A 19,069-nucleotide genomic window follows, 5' to 3' on the forward strand; every position below is an offset into this window, starting at 1 on the left:
GGCGTTGGTCTACGGACGATGCAGAACCAGTGGGATATGGAGCCATGACGCCCTCTCAAGGTGCCGGAGGGTTCCCCTCTCCAAGCAGCCTAACTGAGACTTTCCTACACAGGTTCGACGGTCTCAGGTACATGCAACCCTCTACGCCCTCGGTGACGACGGTCCAGAGCAGCCAGCGCCTCAGCTCCGATACATTACATCGCGACCCAGGCGTTCAGATCTGTATCGAGGGCGTGCTGCCAAATGAGGGCGTCCTCCGTGAGCGGTTCGATTTTGTTGGCCCATTCCTGCAGGCTTTCGAGGGCGTCCCCGCGCTCGTAGTTCGTGGCGAAGTCACTGACAAGGAACTCGTGGCACAACCGAAGCAGAATGAAGAAATTTCGGAGACTGCTCGCCAGGATCGCATCGCCATAACCTGTGTTGCCGTCCGCGACAACAGCTCCGGTCCCTCCGTCAAGGAGGACGATTCCTCCGCCCCAGCACCCCAAGTGGTAAAAGGGTCCCGTGACATCGGCGGGTATCGCATGCTCCGGCCATAGCATGGGAACCAGCCCTGTCTCGGCGGCATCGATGGTGCTCATGAATGGCAGGTGGTGGGCCAGGACAGGCAGCCCGGTCTCCATGAGGAACTGTCGGCTCTCTGTGTGCACGAGGCCGGCCGGTAGTTCATCTTCCTGTAGGGGGCGGCATGTTCCGCGGCCGAAGGTTGCCTCCAGCCATGCGCGGCTTGGCGCGCCCTCGGCCAATGCCGGTGGTGGGCATTCCCACACACCGGCCCGGGTAATGGGTGAGTCCATGAAGGGGTTCGGCATGGCGGGCAGGTCCGGCTGCAGCTCGGGAACGGCTTGCACGTCTACGATGAAAGCCCCGGATGCGCCGGCGAACAGCCAGTGTCCTGATTCCAGCCGCTTGGATCGGAAGTAGCCGATGTCGTCGCGGCTCTCCCACCCGTCGAAGATGTCGCGGACAGGAGGCCCCGCCGCAGGGATCGGCCAACTACGGCTCTCTGCGGCTTGCGCTGCAATGTCCTCCGTCGCGAGCTCTGCGCTCGACGGGTAGCCCGAGGCCCCGTTGTCCGATTTCCCGAAGCGACCGAACACGCCGTAGGGGCGGCAGTTGGACCAGATCGTGCGCCAAGGCAGCCGTGCCCCGGCTTCTGCTGCGACCGACTCCACGAGCTGCTCCTCTCCGCGGCTCAGCGCGCAGTGGTGCAGCCAGGCCACCCACTCGTCATGCGGTGCCGCGGCCAGCCCCAGTCGCTCCAGGTAGTGAGCGTCGATAGCGATACCGCCTTGGGGCACACCGTCGGACCATCGGACAGCGAGGGCTTGCAGGAGACCGGTCGCTTCCAGGTTCGCCAGGACTCGGCCGTCACTCAGCAAGTCGTCGAGCATGCCCGCATGGACGGCGTGGAGGCCCAGGACCCGGGCTGCGTACGCCCCCACAGGTCCCGCCGCTCGCCAGGGTCCAGCTGCTCGTTCACTGTGGGAGTCCACAAGCGCTGTGACGACGGCCGCGTGATCGACCCGGCTCAGTTCCCGGATCCGGTGGCGTACAGCTTCCGCCTGGAAGCGGACCCGTACCTGGCCGTCCCCATCGGCAGACACATGCAGCACCGTCGGCAGGCGTGCCGGCAACCTGCTCAACTCCTGCTGTGACACCCTGATCTCAAGGATCATGCACAGCTTTTCCCAGACGCTCAGGGGCACGTCGCGAAGCTCGGCGGCAGCCAGAGCCAACAGGGCTGGGTGAGCCGCAAGCGTGTCGGCCAGGGTCGTATCGGCGGGCTGTGCGTCGAATGACGACTGGAGAACCAACTCATTCCGGGTCGGCAGGAAGACCCATGGCCTGTCCGCTGAGCGTTCGATGACGAATCGGATGGCCGCCCGAGAGGTCCGGGTGAAATGGGCGACCAGATCTCTGGTGATCCGGCTTGCTTCACCAGAGGTCACGAATTCGTCAGCCCACTGGACATTCGCCAGCAGTGCCACCCCGTCGCGCGTCAGCCGGCGTACGCCATCGCCCAGGGTTTGATTCGCATCGTCGACTCCCCATGCCTGCAGCAGACGATGAGCGATGTCCTCCGCCCGCAGGCCCCGGCAGTCCAAGTAGACAGCATCCGGCATTTGTTCGGCGAGTGTCCGAAGAAACTCGGTCTTGCCCGAGCCGACCGTGCCGCGGATCGCCAGAGTGCGTTGTCCCGGGTGCGGTGGCGCCGCCAGCCATGCCTGAGCCCGTTCCAAGGCCTGCTCAAGGGTCAACTCCACGTGTCCTCGATTCATGTCTAGCTTGGCTCGCCGCTCATGTTAGGCCATGGATCTCACGCTCTCACTCGGCGTTTGAGGCGGCGGCTTTCCAGACTCGCAGCCATTCGCCGCGGTATTTGATCATCTGTTCATCGGTGATGGCCTTGACTCGATTTCGCTCCGCATTGTCCATTTTCCTTGCTTCCTTGACGGCTGCATCACGCTCGGCAGCCGTGGCGTACTCGGCGGCGGCAGCTTCGGCTTCGTAACCGAAGCGATCGCCTCGGCGGTATCCGATTCCATAGGAAATGCGGAGATCGCTCTTTGGTGGATTGTTCTGCACCTCAGGGGGGCGGTTCTCGCGATCGTCCTTATTCCTGGCTCGGGGTGATCCGGAATCCCGCTCGCGATCATGGCTGAGATAATCCGAGCAGTTGGAGCCTCCTGTGCCGGTCACGTTGCCGCATGGTTCGAACTCTGTGAAGAGCCTGACGGCCTTGTACTTGCCCGGTTCCGCAGCCTCCACCTGCCTCATCCACTCACCCAGGTGAGGCTCGGAATGGTCCTGATGATAATTGGCGCCTGTCGGGATCGATGAGTCGATGACATAGTGAACTTCGGTCTTGTCTCCGACCTTTTCGTGCACCTCAAGAACGGCATAGTTCTTGCCGGACATGTCGGGGCGCAGGTCACCGTCCTTGTGGTCATTCCATATCTTGTCGAAATCCTCGTGAGCCTTGTCCCTCGCCTCCTTCGAGGCGTCGGGACCGATTTCCTGTGCGACGAGATATCTTCTGGCTCGAACGTCGGCAGGGCCGGTTGTCTTGGCATCGTTGCCGCGGCGAACCCGGTGGTTGTCGTGCATGCCGACTCCCGGTAGCGGGTTCACTCCCCGCTCTATACCCTTTTCCCGGCGTCGATCCGGGTCCTGCTGTATCGGGTTGTTGCCGACGGCATGCTGTTCGTGGAACGTGTTGCTGATACGCGCGATACCGGCTACGACGGCCATCTTCTGGTCGTCGTTGAGCTGCTGGAATTTCTTGCCAAGAATCTCATTCAGGCGGGACTGAGTGACATGGCCCTTTTCTCGCGCTTCTTGTACCACGCGATCCAGCGAACCATCCTCGGCCCAGCGCCGGGCATTCGCGAGGACTGGCCCGAGGTCGACCTGTGACACATGATGCGTCTGACGGAGAGTTGCCTGGGACTCTTCCATCGGCATGCCATCTACATGGGTGTGATCGGTCTGCTGCCGCTCACCGAACTCGGCGGAGCCGCGTACCTCTTCGGGGTCGAACCTGGAGTCTTTGGAGGGCGGAGCGCCGGCAGGGTCATCCGGCGGGCGTCGGTCAGAGCCTGCCGGAGTGGTCGATGCCGACCGAGACAGGGGTCGGTTCTCCGGTGCCCCCGTGCTGTCGGGCGTCACCGGCTGCCGGTTGGAGTCCAGCGGAATCGCGAAGACCCCGTGGTCCCCGCTGTGCAGCGGCTTCGAGCTCTGCTGCCCCGTCTGGGCGTCGATGTAGGTGATCTTGCCGTTGTGGTTGACGGCGTTCCACGCGTGGGCCCGCCCGTTGGCGTCCTGGGTGATGATCACGGCCTGTGAGCCGTGGCCGCTGTCGCGGAGGGTGTTCTCCAGGCGGTTGAAGGCGTCGGGCCCGTTGCCCATGTCGCTGAAGCGGGCACCGAGCGTGTTCTCTATTCGGTCGCGGCCGCCCTTTTCGCCGCGGTCCGAGGGGTTGCCGTCGGCGTCGTGGTCGGGGGTGCGTGCGCCTGCGGCCGTAGGGTTGCCGGCGTAGGTGTCGACCGTGGACAGGGCGGTGTCGACGCAGTTGTTGTTGCGGCCGGGGGCGTCCCGGCCTTCGCCGTTGATGCGCTCGACCCAGCGGCCGTCCGCCGGGTTCGGCGGTCGGGTCGGGTCGCCGTTCTCGTCTCGCGGGACCGAGTTCTCCAGGGCGTCCTGCTCGGCGCGGGTGGGGTCGGTGACACCGCCTGGGGGGTTGGTGTTGCGGGTTTCCGAGGCCGGGGTGGGGGTGTCCTTCGGCTTCGGGGTCTCCGAGGAGTCCTGCTGGTTGGGGGTGGCGTGCGGGGTCTGTGAGGTGGGCTGGTTGTTCGGTGCCGGGGTCACGTGGTGGATCGGGACCGGGACGACCTGCGGGTGCTGCTGTTGGTTCGGGGTGTTCGCCGGGGGCTGCTGGGTGTTGGGTTGCGCGCCCGGCTGGTTCGGGGTGTTCGGCGTGCTGCCCGCGGGCTGGTGGGGCGGTTTGTTGGGGGTGGAGCCGGCGTTCGGCTGGTTCGGGGTGCCGGGCGTGCCCTGAGCGGTGGGGTTGTGGGGGGCGGGACCGGGCTGGGTCGAGGAGTTCGGGGTGCTGTTGCTCGGTGTCGAGGAGCTCGGCGTACCACTGCCCGGTGTCGAGTTGCGCTCAGGCCCGCCGCCCGTCGACGGGGACGGTGACGTCGTGGGAGTGCTCGTGGAGGGCGATGCGGTCCTGGGGGGAGCCGACTGGGAGGGGTTCTGGTTCGGATTGGTCGTACCCGGGTTCTGGCCCGGAGTGTGGGTACGGCTGCCGCCGGTCGAGTCCGTGCCGTTGCGGGGCGGAGTGCGGTCGCCAGGTGACGTACCGGGGGTGTTTCGCGAGGTGGTGCCGTCGTTCGGGGTCGTGGTCCCGGGGGTGTTGCGCGGCGTGGTGCCGTCCCCCGGTGTGGCGGTCCCAGGCGTGTTACGTGGCGGAGTGCGGTCGCCGGGCGTCGTACCGGGCGTGTTCCGCGGCGTGCTGCCCTCGCCCGGAGTCGTACTCCCGGGACGCTGGGCCGGTATTCGACCGTCCGGCGTGCCCTGCGTACCGGGAGTACGGCCGTCCCCCGTACCCGGAACTCGCCCGTCCGGCGTTGAAGCAGGCGTACTCCGAGGCGTCGTAGGAGATGTCGGGCTCGGCGTGGAAGCAGGCCCCGTCCCCGTCGCGGAGGGCGTTCCTGGCGTGCCGGCGGAAGGGTTCCTCGCCGGACCGGAGCTCGGATTCGGGCTGGTCGCGGACGGGGTGCCGGCACCGCCGGAAGTCCCCGGGTTGTGGTGCCCACCCGGAGTCGGCCCCCCGGTCGAAGGCGCAGTGGGCGATGTCGGCATGCCCCCGCCGCCGTCCGAACGGCTGCCGGAACTGGCGTGAGAGGGGTCGGCGGTGGTCGGCGTCGGTGCCGCGTTGGACTGCGTGGGAGCGCTGGCGGCCAGACTGTCGATCTGGGTGCCGAGCGAGCCGCCCCCCGGCGAGGACGACGTACCGCCGGACGACGCGGACCCGGGAGTGGGCGTGGACTGCGGGCTCGGGGACGACAGTCCGGACACGGGGGAGCCGCCGCCGGAGTGTGACGGGCCGGACGTGCTCGGTGTGCTGGACGAGCCGTTGGAGTCGGAGCCGTTGGACGAGGGACTGCCGGACGACGGACCGCCGGACGAGGGGTCGTCGAAGTCCGACAGGGACGGCCCTGCGGAAGGCGTCGGCCTGGAGTACGGGCTGTCCGAGGAGGACGGATCGCCGGAGTCGGAGCCCGGCCCGGAGCCGGAGTCGGGGCCCGCGCCGATATTGGGTGCGGGGATGTCGGCGCCACCTGTGTCGGCGGATATGCCGCTGCCTATGTTCGCCCCGGGGATGCTGCCGTTGCCCGAGCGCGTCGAGTTGGAGGAGTCCGACCCTGACGAACTTGAGTCAGAGGACGACGAGTTGGAGGATGAGGAGTCGGAGGAAGACGAGTCCGAGGATGAGGAATCCGACGAAGAAGAGTCCGAGGATGAAGAGTCCGAGGATGAAGAGTCCGCGGACGAAGAGGACGATGAAGAGGGCGATGAGTTGGAACTCCCCGGCCCGGAGTCGCTGCCGATGTCACCCCCCGACGGACCGTCGTACCCATCGATCCGGCTGTCCACCGCATGCCGGGCCCGGCTGCCGGCCTTCTGGCCCAGGCTGTCGCGGATGCCCTCGGCGAAGGTCTGCGGGCTCTGCCTGAGGGCGTCCAGACCTGCCTCGCCGCCGGCTTTCATGGTGGCGCCGATGTCGTAGCCCTCCTGGGCGCCGAAGCCGACGTTCACCGTCTGCCGGATGAGGTCGGTGACCATCGCCTCGACCGCCGAGATCGCAGGCTCCTTCAGCATCTCGATGAACGCCTCGATCATGGCTTTCTTGAGCTCGTCGAGGAGGCGTCGGACGATCAGGCGGGTGACCTGGGTGGCGCCGAGGCCGGCGACCTCGGACAGGCCGAAGGTGAAGGGCGCAGCGGCGTGCGCGGCGACGATCTCGATCGCCAGGGCGATGAGCTGGGCGATGACCGCCCACTTGGCGAACTCGACGAGGTAGGCGCAGGCCTCCAGCACGTTCGCAATGAGGAAGGCGGCCTCGGCGGCGCTGCGGAGGTAGCCGTCGTTGCCGCCGCCACCGTCGAACTTCTCGTAGGTCTTGGTGAACTTGTCGATCGACTCACCGGCGTTGTGGGCCGTGACCTGACGCGCGCTGTTGTTGGCGGTGGTGTGGAGCTCGTTGACCTTCTCGCCGAACTGCCGCCACACGGTGGCGCAGTCCCTGAGCTTGTCCTCGTTCGCCGTGGGCCACTTGTAGCCCAGCATTTCGAGAACCCATTCGAGCTCGTCCGGCAACATCATCGCCACAGCAGAAAGCACCCCCGTCAGCCAGCACGGCCGTACAACTCCCTCACCCGTCGAGGGAAACCACACAGATGTACAGCCGTGCCCATAGCTTACGGACTCATCAGCAGGCGACTTCAGAGTGTTGCTGTCACAAATTCGTTCCAGGGCAGGGCCGTTGCGCCCGGCGGCACTCGTCCCGTATGAGCAGCTGTGTCACTGCGTACGGCCCCGGGTCCGCTCCTTGTGCCCCTTCACGTCAGGTCGGCCGATGTGCCCCTGCGCGCGCTCCGACTCGCCGAGCCAGAGGTGCGGGACGTACTGCTGGACCGCCGCCACCACCTGCTGTTGGCAGCCACTGGGGAACGGGACGCGGTAGTGCAGCCGGGGCAGGCCGGGATGGAGCGGCTCCTCGTCGCGGACCAGCGTCCACAGGACCGGGTCGTCCCGGTCGATGGGGCCGCTGGGGAACAGCTCCAGGGAGTAGAGCTTCTGGCGCTGGCCGAGCTTGCTCCAGTAGAGGCCGACCCCGGCGAGGCTCTGCCAGGGGATGACGTTCCGCAGCCTTCCGCCGTCGAGCCACAGACCGGTGCTGTCGACGAGGATCCTCGTCTTGCGGTTCGCCCAGTTGGTGATGAAGAGGAACACGCCGAGCACGCCCAGCGCCAGCATGAACACCAGACCCGCGTACCCGCCGGGCGTGGACTCGCCTTTCTGGTTCCCGGTGGCAATCACGACGGCACCGAAGACGCCGACGGCGCCCATCGCGATGAGGAGGACGGAGCAGGGAAGTCCGACCATGGCACCGCGGCGGCCGGTCCGTATGACCGTGGCGTCCGGCGCGGGGGAGGGCGTGTGCGAAGGCAACATGGTGCGTGAGCTTAGCGAATTCACCTACGCTGCCTCGTCATGACTACGCACGGCCGGGAACTCGGCGGGGAACAGGTAGAGATGCAGATGCGAGACGGCGGGGGCGAGCCGACCCCGCCCGGCGTGGATGAGCTCAGGGCGAGTTTCGTAGAGGGAGTTGACCCGGGGTTCGCGAGACAGCGTTCACAGCAGGCGCGGAGCGCTCGCGGTGGCCTCATGGCCGCCGGGGCGCTGGTGGCGCTGGTCTGCCTCGTCGTGATCGTGGGACGTCTCAACAGCGGGACGCCGGCGGGTGTGGGGACCGTGGTGTACGGCCTGGCGCTCGCTTCCGCCGGTCTCAGCGTGGAGTTGGCGCGGCGCGCACGCACCCGCTTGGCCATGATGGCGATCATTCTCGCGGCGGCGGGTGCGTCGCTGGCGGACGCGCTGCCCTGACCTGCTCGATCAAGGCGATCAGCCGGCGCCAGTACCGGTCGCCGCCCGCTCGTGCGGATGGCCACCGCTCGTGCGGATGGCGCCGGTACTGGTCGGCGGTCGGCGACTCGTGGGCCGACTCAGCCCACTCAGCCGACTCAGCCGACTCAGACCTTGGTGAAGCACAACTTGTAATCGAGACCCCGACTGCTGCTGTACTGAATGCCGTAGTCGTACTTCGCGTCGCACTCCAGCTGGGTGCCAGGCAGCATCTCGCCCGTCTTGTACTCGGCCTCGGGCGAGTCACAGTCGACGATCGTGGGCAACGGCTTGCCCTGCGGGTCCGCGACCTTGACGCAGTCGCCGACCTGCGGGTCGTGCGTCTTGGCCTCCTCGGCCTCCGCCGACGCCGAGGCCTCCGCCTTCGCCTTTCCGCCGGTGGGGCTGGTGTTGTAGTCCCAGACGTAGTAGGCCAGACCACCGAAGATCGCTATGACGACCACGGCGGCCTTCAGCATCCGCAACAGACCTCCCGGCTGGGGACGCTGCGGTCCCCGAGGAGGCTGCGGCGGCTGCGGGCCTCCGTAGGGCTGCTGCGGTTGCTGCGGGTACCCGTACGGCTGCTGCTGTCCATAGGGAGGCGGGTGCTGTCCGTACGGCTGCTGTCCGTACGGCGGCTGATTCTGGTACTGCGGCGGAGGCGTCGACATGCCTGCAAGACCCCGTGGTTGACTGAACGAAGAGAGATCAACGCGAAGTTGACCGGCGCAGACTACCGTCCGACGGCAGCCGGGGCCGACACCGGGTGCGCTGTCAGAAGACGTAGCTGACGAGGAACGACACCCCGGCTCCGACGAGGCCCACGCCGATCACCCCGACCAAGGCCGCTCGCGTCGCTCCCCGCCCGGCGGCCTCCCACGCCGCGTCGAACGAGACACGGCTCCGGCCGAACGGGGCGAAACCGGTGGCGAGGCAGAAGACGCCGAGGCCCGTGAGGACCCACCCGCCGAAGAACGCTCCGAACCGGCGCCAGGCCCGGTCCATGCCGGTCTGGACGTAGTCGGCATCCGCCGCGTCGGCCGCCGTCAACGGCTCCGTCTGCTGCACCGCCAACTCGGTGCCCGGCGCGTAGCGTTGCCTGACCTGCACGGTGGCATGGGCGTCCGTACTCTTGCCGCCCTCGGCGACGAACGTACCCTCGCAGCGCACGGGCCGACGGTTCTTACGGCTGCTGCGGGAGGCGTTGCCCGGGTAGCTCACGTCGCACTGCTTCACGGTCAGGGTGCCGTGTGTGCCCGCCCAGCCCGCCGCATACGCCCCCTCGTACGCGCCCCACCCGCTCACCACGAGCCCCGCGAGCAGAAACACCAACCCGCCCGCACGCCCGAGGCGCCCGAAGACTCCGCCGACCAGACCGGCGAGGGAACGGTCGACGCCGGTGCCGCTTCCTGAGCCTTGCGTCCGAGCCATGACGACGCGGTCCCTCTCCTCGGTCCTTCGCCTCGGTTCGCCTCGGTCGTTCTCCTCAGGCCTTCTCCACCTCGGCCGGCGGGCCCCAGCATGGCACCCATGCGTGACGGGAGATACTGAGGGTGTCGAGAGTCGAGGAGAAGCGAATGACCAGGAAGCCCGAGAACTCACCCCACCCGGACGGCTCTTCGCCAGACCGCGGTGTACTCGACGAGGCACTCGAACCGGACCAGATACGTTCCCTGAACTCCGCTCTGCGCAGGCTGTCCGAGACCGAAGGCGCGGGCAAGGACATGCAGGAGGCCGCCAAGAGGCTGCTCTCCGGCCGCCTCGCCCTGCGTGACGCCCTGGACGACCCCGCGGTGGCACGCGCCCTCGGCGGAGGCATGGAGTCCCTGCGCGGTCAGTGGGAGTCGCTCTCGGATGAGGAGCGCGACCAGGTCAGGCACGGCGAGCCGCTTACCGGAGGTGGCCCTTCCGTCGGGTCGTCCGAGCCGCGGCGGTCGGAGGGCGAGGGTTCGCAGTCCGGGAAGAAGAACCAGGGGCGGCACAGCGGAGGGTTCTCGCTGTACTGATCACCTGTACGACGTACGGGTCACGTACGGCTCACGGCTGGCGCTGCTTGCGGTACAGCGCGATGGCCGCCTCGGTCGGGTAGTTGGGGACGGTCACGGTCTCGCCGGTGTCTTTGGCGACCACGATCTTGCTGCCGCCGGGCGGAGCGGGCTGAGGCCGCCCGGCGGCGTCCGTGACAGGCGGGAACACCGCGTACACCAGGTACCCGATGTCGAACTCCTCGACGCGCATCTCGGCAGCGGTGCCGTCCGGCAGGCTGGGCTCTGCATACCGGCTGCGCACGAGGGCGAGGGCCTGCTCGGGCGTGGTGGGCGGCGGCGTCGCCGGGTCGTCCGGGGTCACTGGTTGCTCTCCTTGTCGCCCGGGTGGGGATGGTGCAGTGAGCCGGTCAGAACAACCCGTGCCACATCTGCTCGACGATCAGCGACCACCACGTCTCCGCGTTTCCCAGCGCGGACGCGTCGACCGCCGCCAACTGCTCCTGCAGCGCCGCCACTTCCGCACCGGCCGCGACCGCGTCCAGACCGTGCATCCGCTGCCTGACCGTGGCGATCAGGGCCAGGGAGCGGGCGAAGGCGGCAACCGAGACATTGACGTAACGCGCCTCGGCGGTGACCGGGTCCACCGCCCAGACCGCGCCGAGACCGTCCGGCTGCCCCGTCCCCGGCAGGCACTGCACCGCGATGACCGCGACGCCGTCGAAGCCGATCCGAGTCAGGTACGACAGGGCGCCGATCTTCTCCTCGCCTGCCGGGCTGCGCCGCTCGCGCAGGTTCGTGGCGACATCGGTGAACAGGCCACCGGCCGGAGGGCTGTCGGGCCGGTCGGCGGTGAAGAACAGCGGCAGGTCGGCGGGGAGCCCTGCCCACGTGAGCGACGACTTCGCGGCTTCGGGCAACTGGCTCTCGGCCACGTCGTCGGCGTCGTGACGACGTACGCCGTCCTGGCCGAAGACCTCGACGAGATGGCGGCCCAGAGCCACGTCGCGCATTGGCTCCGCGGGCGTCACCTGCGCGGGAACCGGCAGCCGGTGCGGGCGGGGCGGCGGCTGCTGACCGGCGATCCGGTGCATGGTCTCGACCTGCTCGACCAATGCCGTGATGCCCTCCGCACGCGCCTCGGGGCGGGCCCCGTAGCTCTGCGAGCAGGAGAGCTGGGCGTTGGGGAACGCGTTGAGGAGCTCGGCCGTGTAACCGCCGGGGAGCAGGCTGGGGCGCAGGTCGGTGTGGATGGCCACGACGTTGTCGACGGGTACGTTCATCCGCCGCAGCTCGGCCCACGCCTGGTACTCGGCGGGGGGCAGGCCCGGAGCGGAGGTCCTGAAGAGCGTGGTCTCCTCGCCGTTCGCCGGGTCGACGTATGTGAAGACGGCGGTGTTGCCGGGGCCGGTGACCGGACGGGCACCTTCCGGGGAGCCCGTGCCCTGAGTCCCGCCGCCGTGCTTCTGCCGGTACATCCTGACGACCTCGTCGACCGGCACCGACGGCCAGACCGTCAGCTCGCCACTGCGGCGGTCCACAACCCCGCACGCGTCGCCGATCTCGGCAGGCGGCCGCCGCTCCCCGGTCACCGGGTCACGCTCGGGCTCCGCGGGCGCCGCCCACACGACCCAGCCCAGGTCGAACTCCTGCGTCCGCACCTCGCGGCGCGGCTCCGCCGACCCTTCCGGGTTGAGCCAACGGTCGGCGATGGCGAGCGCCTGCTCCTGGCTGGTCACGGGGAGGCTCCTTCAAAGGGATGGTTGCGGGCGACAGGGAGGGAAGGTGGGCCTGCGGCACGGTGTCCGCAAGGCCGTCGTACGTGCCTACGAGGCTATCCCCGCGTCCGCCGCGCGAATACGGAGGGCCTTCGCCCCGCGCTCGGTGGCGAGCAGGAGGATGCCGTCGGGGGAGAGGTCGGCGGCGGTGAAGGGCGTGTCCGAGATCAGAGCGGCCACGACCTGCTGATCCGCGCGATGCCAGACACGCAAGTAGTCGGCGCCTCGGCTCAGGCCCAGCGGGGCGGCGGCGCGTTCCTCCTCCGAGGGGCGAAGAATCTGCTCGGGGTCGACGTCACCGAGGGGGTCGGACTGCAGGAGGCCATGGACGAGCACCGCGGAACCGGGCCCCTCGCCGGGCGCACCGACCGGCCGTGCGCCAGGTGTGCCCGCGGGGACGACCAGTACGGCGACCGGGGTGGCAGGTCCGTCGGGGCGAGGCAGGCTGCCGACGGTCACGGCGCTGATGCCGGGGACGGACAGGCTCCACAGGGTCTGCCAGGGCAGTTCCAGGCCGAGTCGCCGGTGAATCGCCTCGGCGTACTCGGGCAGGCCGTCCTCGACGAACGCGGTCTCCAGTAGAGCTGCGCGCACTGTGGCGGGCGCCTGGGTGCGGGTCAGCAGAGGCGCCGTACGCAGGTACGTCCGGGCCGGTGCGCCCAGCTCCCCGGCCGGTACGGCTTCGATGGCGGCCCGCAGCGGCACCGGATCGGCGTGGACGAACAACCCCGGATCCGTGAGGAGTTGGGGCAGCAGACCTGCCTCCAGAGTGTGGCCCGCGATGTGGTCGCGCACATACGGGTCGGCCTTGCCCCAGTCCTGGTCCGGCACGGCCTCCAGCAGGGCCATCGCCAGCTGGGTCTGAGCGGCCCGGACGTTCGGCAGGCCGGCGCGGATCTCGTCCCCTACGGCCGGGTGCAGCAGCCGGAGCAGCGTACGCCCGCCGTGCCCCGGCTCGCCCTCTGCCGCATCCGCGTCCTTTTCCTCGGGCTGCACGAACGGCCCGGCGAGCAGCATCCCGTCCGCGATGGCCTGGCTCATGTCCTGCCCGGCGACCGCGCTCGCCACCCGTGCCCACAGCTGGACCGGAATGCCGTCGCCCTCGGCCAGGGCCAGTGGGGCCAGCAGCAGCCGGAGCGTCTGAGGCTCGGCACCGAGCCGCCTGGCATGCAGGTCGAGGGCCTCACCGACGGAGGCCGGCAGCACGCTCTCGTCGGCCGGGTCGAAACCCTCGGGAGCCATCAGGAGGCAGTTCACGGCGAGTTGGACGACCAACGGACTGGTCCCGGCCCGTCGGCCGATGGCCGCACCCAGGGCGAGACGGACGGCGGGATCCACCGTGAACGGCAGTTCCGGCGCCCCGAACCGCGGGTCGAGCGCGGCCTGGGCGTGCAGCACCAGGCCCTCGGGGTCGGCCCAGGCCGGCTGATCGAGATCGATGACCTGCACGATGCCCGGCGGCAGCCCCTGGGCCAGCTCGGCGGCCTGCGCAAGCGGCACTTCGGCCAGCAGCCGGACCGTCTCGGTGGCGGCAAGCGGGGCGAGCACCTCCCGTACCAGCCGTGCGGGCTCGTCCGCGGCTCGTACCGGCCCCGCGCGGTCGACGTCCGGCACCACGACGGTCACCGGACCGTCGAGCGCGGCCAACTCGGCGTACACGCCGTCGACGCTGGTGGCGTTGAGGTCGTAGTGGTCCGCAAGCAGCCACAGGACCTGGGCGGCGGTCCATCCTTCAGCGGTCGGTACCGCCGGGGCCGGCAGGTCCGGCGGTACCGTCGACGGATCCATCTCGTCCAGCGGCAGTTGCTTGCGGTATTCCGGCTCGCACAGCATGAGGAAGCCGGTCAGCAGCCGCGAACGCCCGCTGCCGGGGCTGCCGGTGAGCAGTACGACACGTGGGGCGCCGGGCGCTGCCGCACGCCACGCGGCGAGCGCGCGCAGTGCCGCGGCCCGGCCGCCTATGTGGGGGTGCGGTGCGTAGTCCTCGTTCGAGCCGGTCATGGGTCCCCGTCCTCCGCCGTCGCGGACGCAATCACATACGGCCCTGATCTTAGGTGCCGAGCCACGCCCCGGGGCGAGCGGACGACGCCCCCACCAGGAACACCGGGGACACCAACGCGCGGACGGCTACTCCGCCGGCACCCCACCGTTGTGCGGCGCCGGCTCCAGGTCGAACTCCCCGTCCCGCGCCCCCAGCACGAACGCCCGCCACTCCGCCTCGGTGTACCGCAGCACGGTGTCGGGGTCGAGGGACGAGCGCATGGCCACCGCGCCCTCGGGCAGGTACGCGATCTCGACCCGCTCCTCGTGCTCCTCGGTGCCGGGCGCGCAGTGCCACTCGACGCCGGAGATGTCGAGGGCGTAGAGCTCGTCCCGCTCCCGCTCCTTGCGGGCCTTGATGTCCTCGGCCTGCGTCCCGACCTCGTTGTCCCGTGCCTCGGTCATGCTGCTGGGCCTCTTCCTGACGTGCGAACGGCTACGCGTCTCAGCCTACTTGTGAGAGCGCCGCACCTGTGGGCGACCGCGGCACATGTGGTATGGCTCAGGGGTGCTGCGGCGCACGCGTGATCTTGCCCTGCGCGACTCCGGGCGGCACCTCCACCTGACCGTCGTACTCGGACATCGTCTGCTTCCAGATGGCGTCCTGCTCGGCCTCGTTCTGCTCGTGCGCCACGCCCATCTTGCCGAAGGCGACGCCCATCCCGGCGATGCGCTCCGCCAGGCTGCCCATGGAGTCGTACATGCCGTCGCGAAGACCCTCGTAGACGACGCCGAACTTCTCGCCGATGTCGTCGTCGCCCCAGGGCGGGGTGTCGCCCTTCTCCAAGGCGGTCAGGCCCTTCTGCAGGGCCGCCGCGGCCTTGGAGAACTCCACCCCTACGTTGAACATGGCGAAGCCCTCGGTCTTGAGTACCTCGGGATCCGAGTCCATGTAGTCCGACGGCACAACTGCCCCCCGTGGCTCGTCATTTCTCTCGCGAAGCCACTGTAGCCGCGGCACCCGCGACGCACCCAGCCCCACCGGCCACGACGGAGGGGCGGCACCCAAGCGGGTACCGCCCCTCCGACTACAGCGACCGACTGCACCGACCGGTTCTCAGAATCGGGGCGGCAGCCACCCCGTCTGGATCAGCTGGCCACCGCGGCGCCGGGTGTGGAAGTTTCCACGGCCGGGCGGCAGTTGCGACGGCGAGATGTTGCCCAACAGGGCACCCTCCGACCGGTCGCCGGAGAGCACGACGCCCTGGGCACCGAGCTCGCGCATACGCTGCATGACCGGCTCGTACAGCGACCGGCTCGCACCGCCCGAGGACCGCGCGATGATGATGCGCAGACCGACGTCACGGGCGAACGGCAGGTACTCCAGGAGCGGGGCCAGCGGGTTCACGCCGGTCGCCACCAGGTCGTAGTCGTCGATGATGACGAACGCGTCCGGGCTGTTGTACCAGCTGCGGTTGCGCAGCTGCTCGGGCGTGACGTCCGGTCCCGGCATACGGCGGTTCATCGAACCGGCGAGGCCCTCCAGCGTCTCCGACAGGGCCGGCGCCGAAGCGCAGTACCGCGACAGGTGCGAGTCGGGCACCCCCTCCAGGTGGGCGCGCCGGTAGTCACCCATGACGATCTTCGCCTTGTCCGGCGTGTAGCGCTCGGTGATCTGCTTGACGAGCAGCCTGAGCAGCGCGGACTTACCGGACTCGCTCTCACCGAACACGATGAACAGCGGGTCCGTCTCGAAGTCGACGAAGACCGGCGACAGCGACGACTCGTCGATGCCGATGGCGATACCGCGGTCCGGGTGCTCGAAGCCCTTGGGCAGCCGGTCCGACGGCATCATCGTGGGCAGCAGACGGACGGCCGGGGCGTGGCTGCCCTGCCAGTTGTCGTTGATGCCGCGGATGAGGATCGACGTCGCCTCGGACAGGTCCTCCGTCTCCGAGGAGCCGTCGACCCGCGGCAGCGCCGCCATGAAGTGCAGCTTCTCCTGGGTCAGACCACGGCCCGGAACGGTGGCGGGGACGTTCTGCGCGACCTTGCGGTCGATCTCCGACTCCGTCGGGTCACCGAGCCGGAGTTCGATGCGGTTCTGCAGCATGTCCTTGAGCGCGGGCCGCACCTCGGTGTAGCGGCTGGCCGTCAGGATCACGTGCACACCGAAGCCGAGGCCGCGCGTCGCGATCTCCGTGACGGTGGCCTCCAGCATCTCGTAGTCCGTCTTGAAGGTGGCCCAGCCGTCGATGACGAGGAAGACGTCGCCCCAGGGCTGGTCGGGCAGCTGGCCCGCGGCCCGGCGCTGACGGTAGGTCGTGACCGAGTCGACGTTGTTCGCGCGGAAGTACTCCTCGCGCGCGTTCAGGATGCCCTCGACCTCGCTGACCGTACGGCGCACCTTCTCGGCGTCGAGACGGTTGGCGACGCCACCGACGTGCGCCAGCTCCTCCATCGCGATCAGACCGCCACCACCGAAGTCCAGGCAGTAGAACTGCACTTCGGACGGCGTGTGGGTGAGCGCGAACGACGAGATCATCGAGCGCAGCAGCGTCGACTTGCCGGACTGCGGACCACCGACGAACAGACCGTGACCCGCACCGCCGGAGAAGTCCCGGTACAGCACGTCACGCCGCTGCTCGAACGGCTTGTCCACCAGACCGACCGGCACGTTGAGCCGGCCGAGCGCCGTGTAGTCGGGCGCGGTCAGGCCGCGGTCCTGGCTGACGGCGAGCTGCGGGAGCAGCTGCTCCAGCGAGGGCGCCTCCTCCAGCGGGGGCAGCCACACCTGGTGGGCCGGCGGGCCCTGGTTGATCATCCGGCCGACGAGGACGTCCAGGACGGTGTCGGCGAGCGCGTCGTCCACCCGGTTGTCCGGCTCCGGCTCCTCGACCACCGGCTGCGGGGGCAGCGCCACGTGCTCCGCGGTGAACAGCGCGGGCCGCAACTGCGTCGAGCGGTGCACCCGGGAGGGGCCCTCGCCGTGGTACGGCCCCGACACGTACGCCGCCTTGAAGCGGACCATGGTGTCGGTGTCGTACCGCAGATAGCCGGAACCGGGGATCGACGGCAGGTGGTAGGCGTCCGGCACACCGATCGCCGTACGGGACTCGGCGGCGGAGAAGGTCCGCAGACCGATCCGGTACGACAGGTAGGTGTCCAGGCCGCGCAGCTTGCCCTCTTCCAGTCGCTGCGACGCCAGCAGCAGGTGGACACCCAGCGAACGGCCGATACGGCCGATCTGGATGAACATGTCGATGAAGTCCGGCTTGGCGGTGAGGAGCTCGGAGAACTCGTCGAGCACGATCACCAGCGAGGCCATCGGCTCCAGCGCGGCACCCGCCGCCCGGGCCTTCTCGTAGTCGTGCAGGTTGGCGTAGTTGCCCGCCGAGCGCAGCAGCTCCTGACGGCGCTGCGTCTCACCCATGATCGAGTCGCGCATGCGGTCGACCAGGGTGAGGTCGTCCGCGAGGTTGGTGATCACGGCCGCCGTGTGCGGCATGTCCGCCATACCGGCGAAGGTCGCGCCACCCTTGAAGTCCGCGAGGATGAAGTTCAGCGTCTCCGAGGAGTGGGTCACCGCGAGACCGAGCACCAGCGTGCGCAGCACCTCGGACTTGCCGGAACCGGTGGCGCCGACGCACAGGCCGTGCGGGCCCATGCCCTCCTGTGAGGCCTCCTTGAGGTCCAGCATGACCGGCTCGCCGTTCTCCCCGACACCGATCGGCACCCGCAGCCGCTCGTGCAGCGTGCGCGGACGCCAGGTGCGGGAGACGTCGACGGTGCCGACGTCCCCGATGCCCATGAGGTCGGTGAAGTCCAGGTTGGACAGCAGGGGTTCGCCCTCCTCCGCGGAGCCGACCCGGAAGGGGGCCAGCTGCCGCGCCAGGGACTCGGCCTGCGCCGCGTTGAGCAGGTCGGGCTTGCCGGTGTACGCGGACTCGTGGCCGACGAACAGCCGCATCCGGTCCGGCTTGGCGTAGATCGTCAGACCCGCGCGCAGCTCCTCCTCCAGCTCACCGGGGGCGATCTCCAGGAAGGTGACGCCCTGGAGGCCCTCGGCGCCGGCGAGTTCGGAGTCCGGCGGCACGGTGCCGCCGTCGAGGATCACGATCAGGTGCGGCTGGTCGTAGACGGGGTTCGCCTCACGGTTCCAGCGGGGCCGGTCGTCCAGCTGGTCCGCGAGCGCCTCCTCCAGCTCGCCGAGGTCGTCGAAGAGGAGCCGGGTCGAGCCCGCCCCGTCCTTGGCCTTCGGGTGCTGGCTGTGCGGCAGCCACTTGATCCAGTCCCAGTCCGCCGCCGCCGAGGGATGCGCCACCACGGCGATCATCAGGTCCTCGGGCGAGTGCAGCGTCGCCAGCTGGGCCAGCGAGGCGCGGGCGTTGCCGTAGACCGTGTCGGTGTCGCCGCAGACCGTCACGTGGTAGAAGGCGCGCAGCGAGATGGAGACGGGCAGGTCGTGCAGACTGCCGTGCGCGTCGAGGAACGCCTTCATGGCCGCCGCGGTCAGCGGCTCCAGCTCGTCCTTGGGAGCCGTCTCCGGCGCGACCAGCGGAGTGTTCAGCTGCTGGGTGCCGCGGCCGATCCGCACCGAGGCGAAGTCCGCGTCGACCGGGCGCCGTTCCCACAGCCGCTTGCCGTCGGCCGCCACCGCCCACAGCTGCTCCGGGTCGGGGTGCTGGAAGAGCTGGCTCTGCCGCTGCAGCTCGGCCGTCTTGTGCACGTCCTTGCGGACCTGCTCCAGATAGCGGAAGTAGTCACGCCGGTCCTGGGCCATGCCCGCGCCCGGACCCTGACGGGCCTTGGCGATCTGCGCGACCATCATGGCCACGGTCGAGGCGAGCATGAGCCCGCCGACCACCTTCATATAGGACTGGCCGGCCGTGAAGAAGAAGGCGACAGAGCCCAGCATGCCCATCATGGGCAGCATGTTCATGAGCATGCTGTCGTCGCCCTCGCGAGGAATCTCGGGAGGCGTCTCCAGTTTGACTTCGCCGTCCGGGACGGCCGGGGGCACTATCCGCGGTGGTCGCTTGATGATGACGACGCTCACCGATGCACTCATCCTTCGCGATTGATACGTCCTGGCAGCGACGCCCCCGTTGATCGCGACGTGTTCTCGTT

15 protein-coding genes and 1 pseudogene are annotated in these 19,069 nt (G+C 69.1%); 4 read left to right on the forward strand and 12 right to left on the reverse strand.

The annotated features are described in order from the left end of the window. Positions 1–194 precede the first annotated feature (194 nt). Entirely contained in the window at positions 195–2,267 is a 2,073-nt protein-coding gene (locus POF73_RS35680; RefSeq protein ID WP_272123274.1) for an SUKH-4 family immunity protein, read from the reverse strand. Positions 2,268–2,328: 61 nt separating this feature from the next. Beyond that, positions 2,329–4,371, reverse strand: a complete 2,043-nt coding sequence (locus POF73_RS35685) for a toxin glutamine deamidase domain-containing protein (RefSeq protein ID WP_272123275.1) — start codon at positions 4,369–4,371, stop codon at positions 2,329–2,331. A gap of 238 nt (positions 4,372–4,609) precedes the next feature. Here POF73_RS35685 and POF73_RS35690 point away from each other — a divergent pair, with 238 nt between their 5' ends. Together POF73_RS35690 and POF73_RS46370 are read left to right on the forward strand one after the other, a co-directional pair. Continuing rightward, complete coding sequence (locus tag POF73_RS35690; protein WP_272123276.1) at positions 4,610–5,407, forward strand: hypothetical protein; 798 nt, start codon at positions 4,610–4,612, stop codon at positions 5,405–5,407. A gap of 12 nt (positions 5,408–5,419) precedes the next feature. Next, complete coding sequence (locus POF73_RS46370; protein WP_443049689.1) at positions 5,420–6,295, forward strand: hypothetical protein; 876 nt, start codon at positions 5,420–5,422, stop codon at positions 6,293–6,295. Between the two features lie 239 nt (positions 6,296–6,534). On the opposite strand, the pseudogene POF73_RS46375 reads toward POF73_RS46370, so the two are convergent. After that, positions 6,535–6,891 (reverse strand): annotated as a pseudogene (locus POF73_RS46375) (WXG100-like domain-containing protein); the annotation flags it as partial. 198 nt (positions 6,892–7,089) lie between these two features. Further along, positions 7,090–7,743: a hypothetical protein gene (locus POF73_RS35700; RefSeq protein WP_272123278.1), complete on the reverse strand. Its 654-nt coding sequence runs from the start codon at positions 7,741–7,743 to the stop codon at positions 7,090–7,092. Between the two features lie 39 nt (positions 7,744–7,782). On the opposite strand from POF73_RS35700, the gene POF73_RS35705 reads away from it, so the two are divergent. Then, a complete protein-coding gene (locus POF73_RS35705; RefSeq protein ID WP_272123279.1) occupies positions 7,783–8,178 on the forward strand; it encodes a hypothetical protein in 396 nt (131 codons plus the stop codon). Between the two features lie 146 nt (positions 8,179–8,324). Here the strand turns inward: POF73_RS35705 and POF73_RS35710 are convergent, their stop codons facing one another. Both POF73_RS35710 and POF73_RS35715 read right to left on the reverse strand, forming a co-directional pair. Continuing rightward, positions 8,325–8,675, reverse strand: coding sequence for an LppU/SCO3897 family protein (locus POF73_RS35710; protein ID WP_272123280.1), 351 nt, complete (start codon positions 8,673–8,675; stop codon positions 8,325–8,327). Positions 8,676–8,970: 295 nt separating this feature from the next. Continuing rightward, positions 8,971–9,627 carry a hypothetical protein gene (locus tag POF73_RS35715; RefSeq protein ID WP_272123281.1) on the reverse strand — a complete coding sequence of 219 codons (657 nt, stop codon included), beginning with the start codon at positions 9,625–9,627 and terminating at the stop codon, positions 8,971–8,973. A gap of 146 nt (positions 9,628–9,773) precedes the next feature. Here POF73_RS35715 and POF73_RS35720 point away from each other — a divergent pair, with 146 nt between their 5' ends. After that, entirely contained in the window at positions 9,774–10,202 is a 429-nt protein-coding gene (locus POF73_RS35720) for a hypothetical protein (RefSeq protein WP_272123282.1), read from the forward strand. A gap of 31 nt (positions 10,203–10,233) precedes the next feature. Here the strand turns inward: POF73_RS35720 and POF73_RS35725 are convergent, their stop codons facing one another. The 6 genes from POF73_RS35725 to eccCa all read right to left on the reverse strand — a co-directional run bounded on the left by POF73_RS35725 (position 10,234) and on the right by eccCa (position 18,998). Then, positions 10,234–10,545 carry a hypothetical protein gene (locus POF73_RS35725; RefSeq protein ID WP_272123283.1) on the reverse strand — a complete coding sequence of 104 codons (312 nt, stop codon included), beginning with the start codon at positions 10,543–10,545 and terminating at the stop codon, positions 10,234–10,236. 46 nt (positions 10,546–10,591) lie between these two features. Further along, entirely contained in the window at positions 10,592–11,920 is a 1,329-nt protein-coding gene (locus POF73_RS35730; RefSeq protein ID WP_272123284.1) for an SUKH-4 family immunity protein, read from the reverse strand. A gap of 87 nt (positions 11,921–12,007) precedes the next feature. Next, a complete protein-coding gene (locus POF73_RS35735; RefSeq protein WP_272123285.1) occupies positions 12,008–13,960 on the reverse strand; it encodes an ATP-binding protein in 1,953 nt (650 codons plus the stop codon). Between the two features lie 126 nt (positions 13,961–14,086). Continuing rightward, positions 14,087–14,404, reverse strand: coding sequence for a DUF397 domain-containing protein (locus POF73_RS35740; protein ID WP_272123286.1), 318 nt, complete (start codon positions 14,402–14,404; stop codon positions 14,087–14,089). 97 nt (positions 14,405–14,501) lie between these two features. Further along, positions 14,502–14,891 carry a hypothetical protein gene (locus tag POF73_RS35745; protein ID WP_272123288.1) on the reverse strand — a complete coding sequence of 130 codons (390 nt, stop codon included), beginning with the start codon at positions 14,889–14,891 and terminating at the stop codon, positions 14,502–14,504. A 165-nt stretch (positions 14,892–15,056) separates the two neighbouring features. Further along, complete coding sequence (gene eccCa, locus POF73_RS35750; protein ID WP_272123289.1) at positions 15,057–18,998, reverse strand: type VII secretion protein EccCa; 3,942 nt, start codon at positions 18,996–18,998, stop codon at positions 15,057–15,059. Positions 18,999–19,069 lie beyond the last annotated feature (71 nt).

The organism is Streptomyces sp. HD (assembly GCF_028369295.1).
GTDB lineage: Bacteria > Actinomycetota > Actinomycetes > Streptomycetales > Streptomycetaceae > Streptomyces.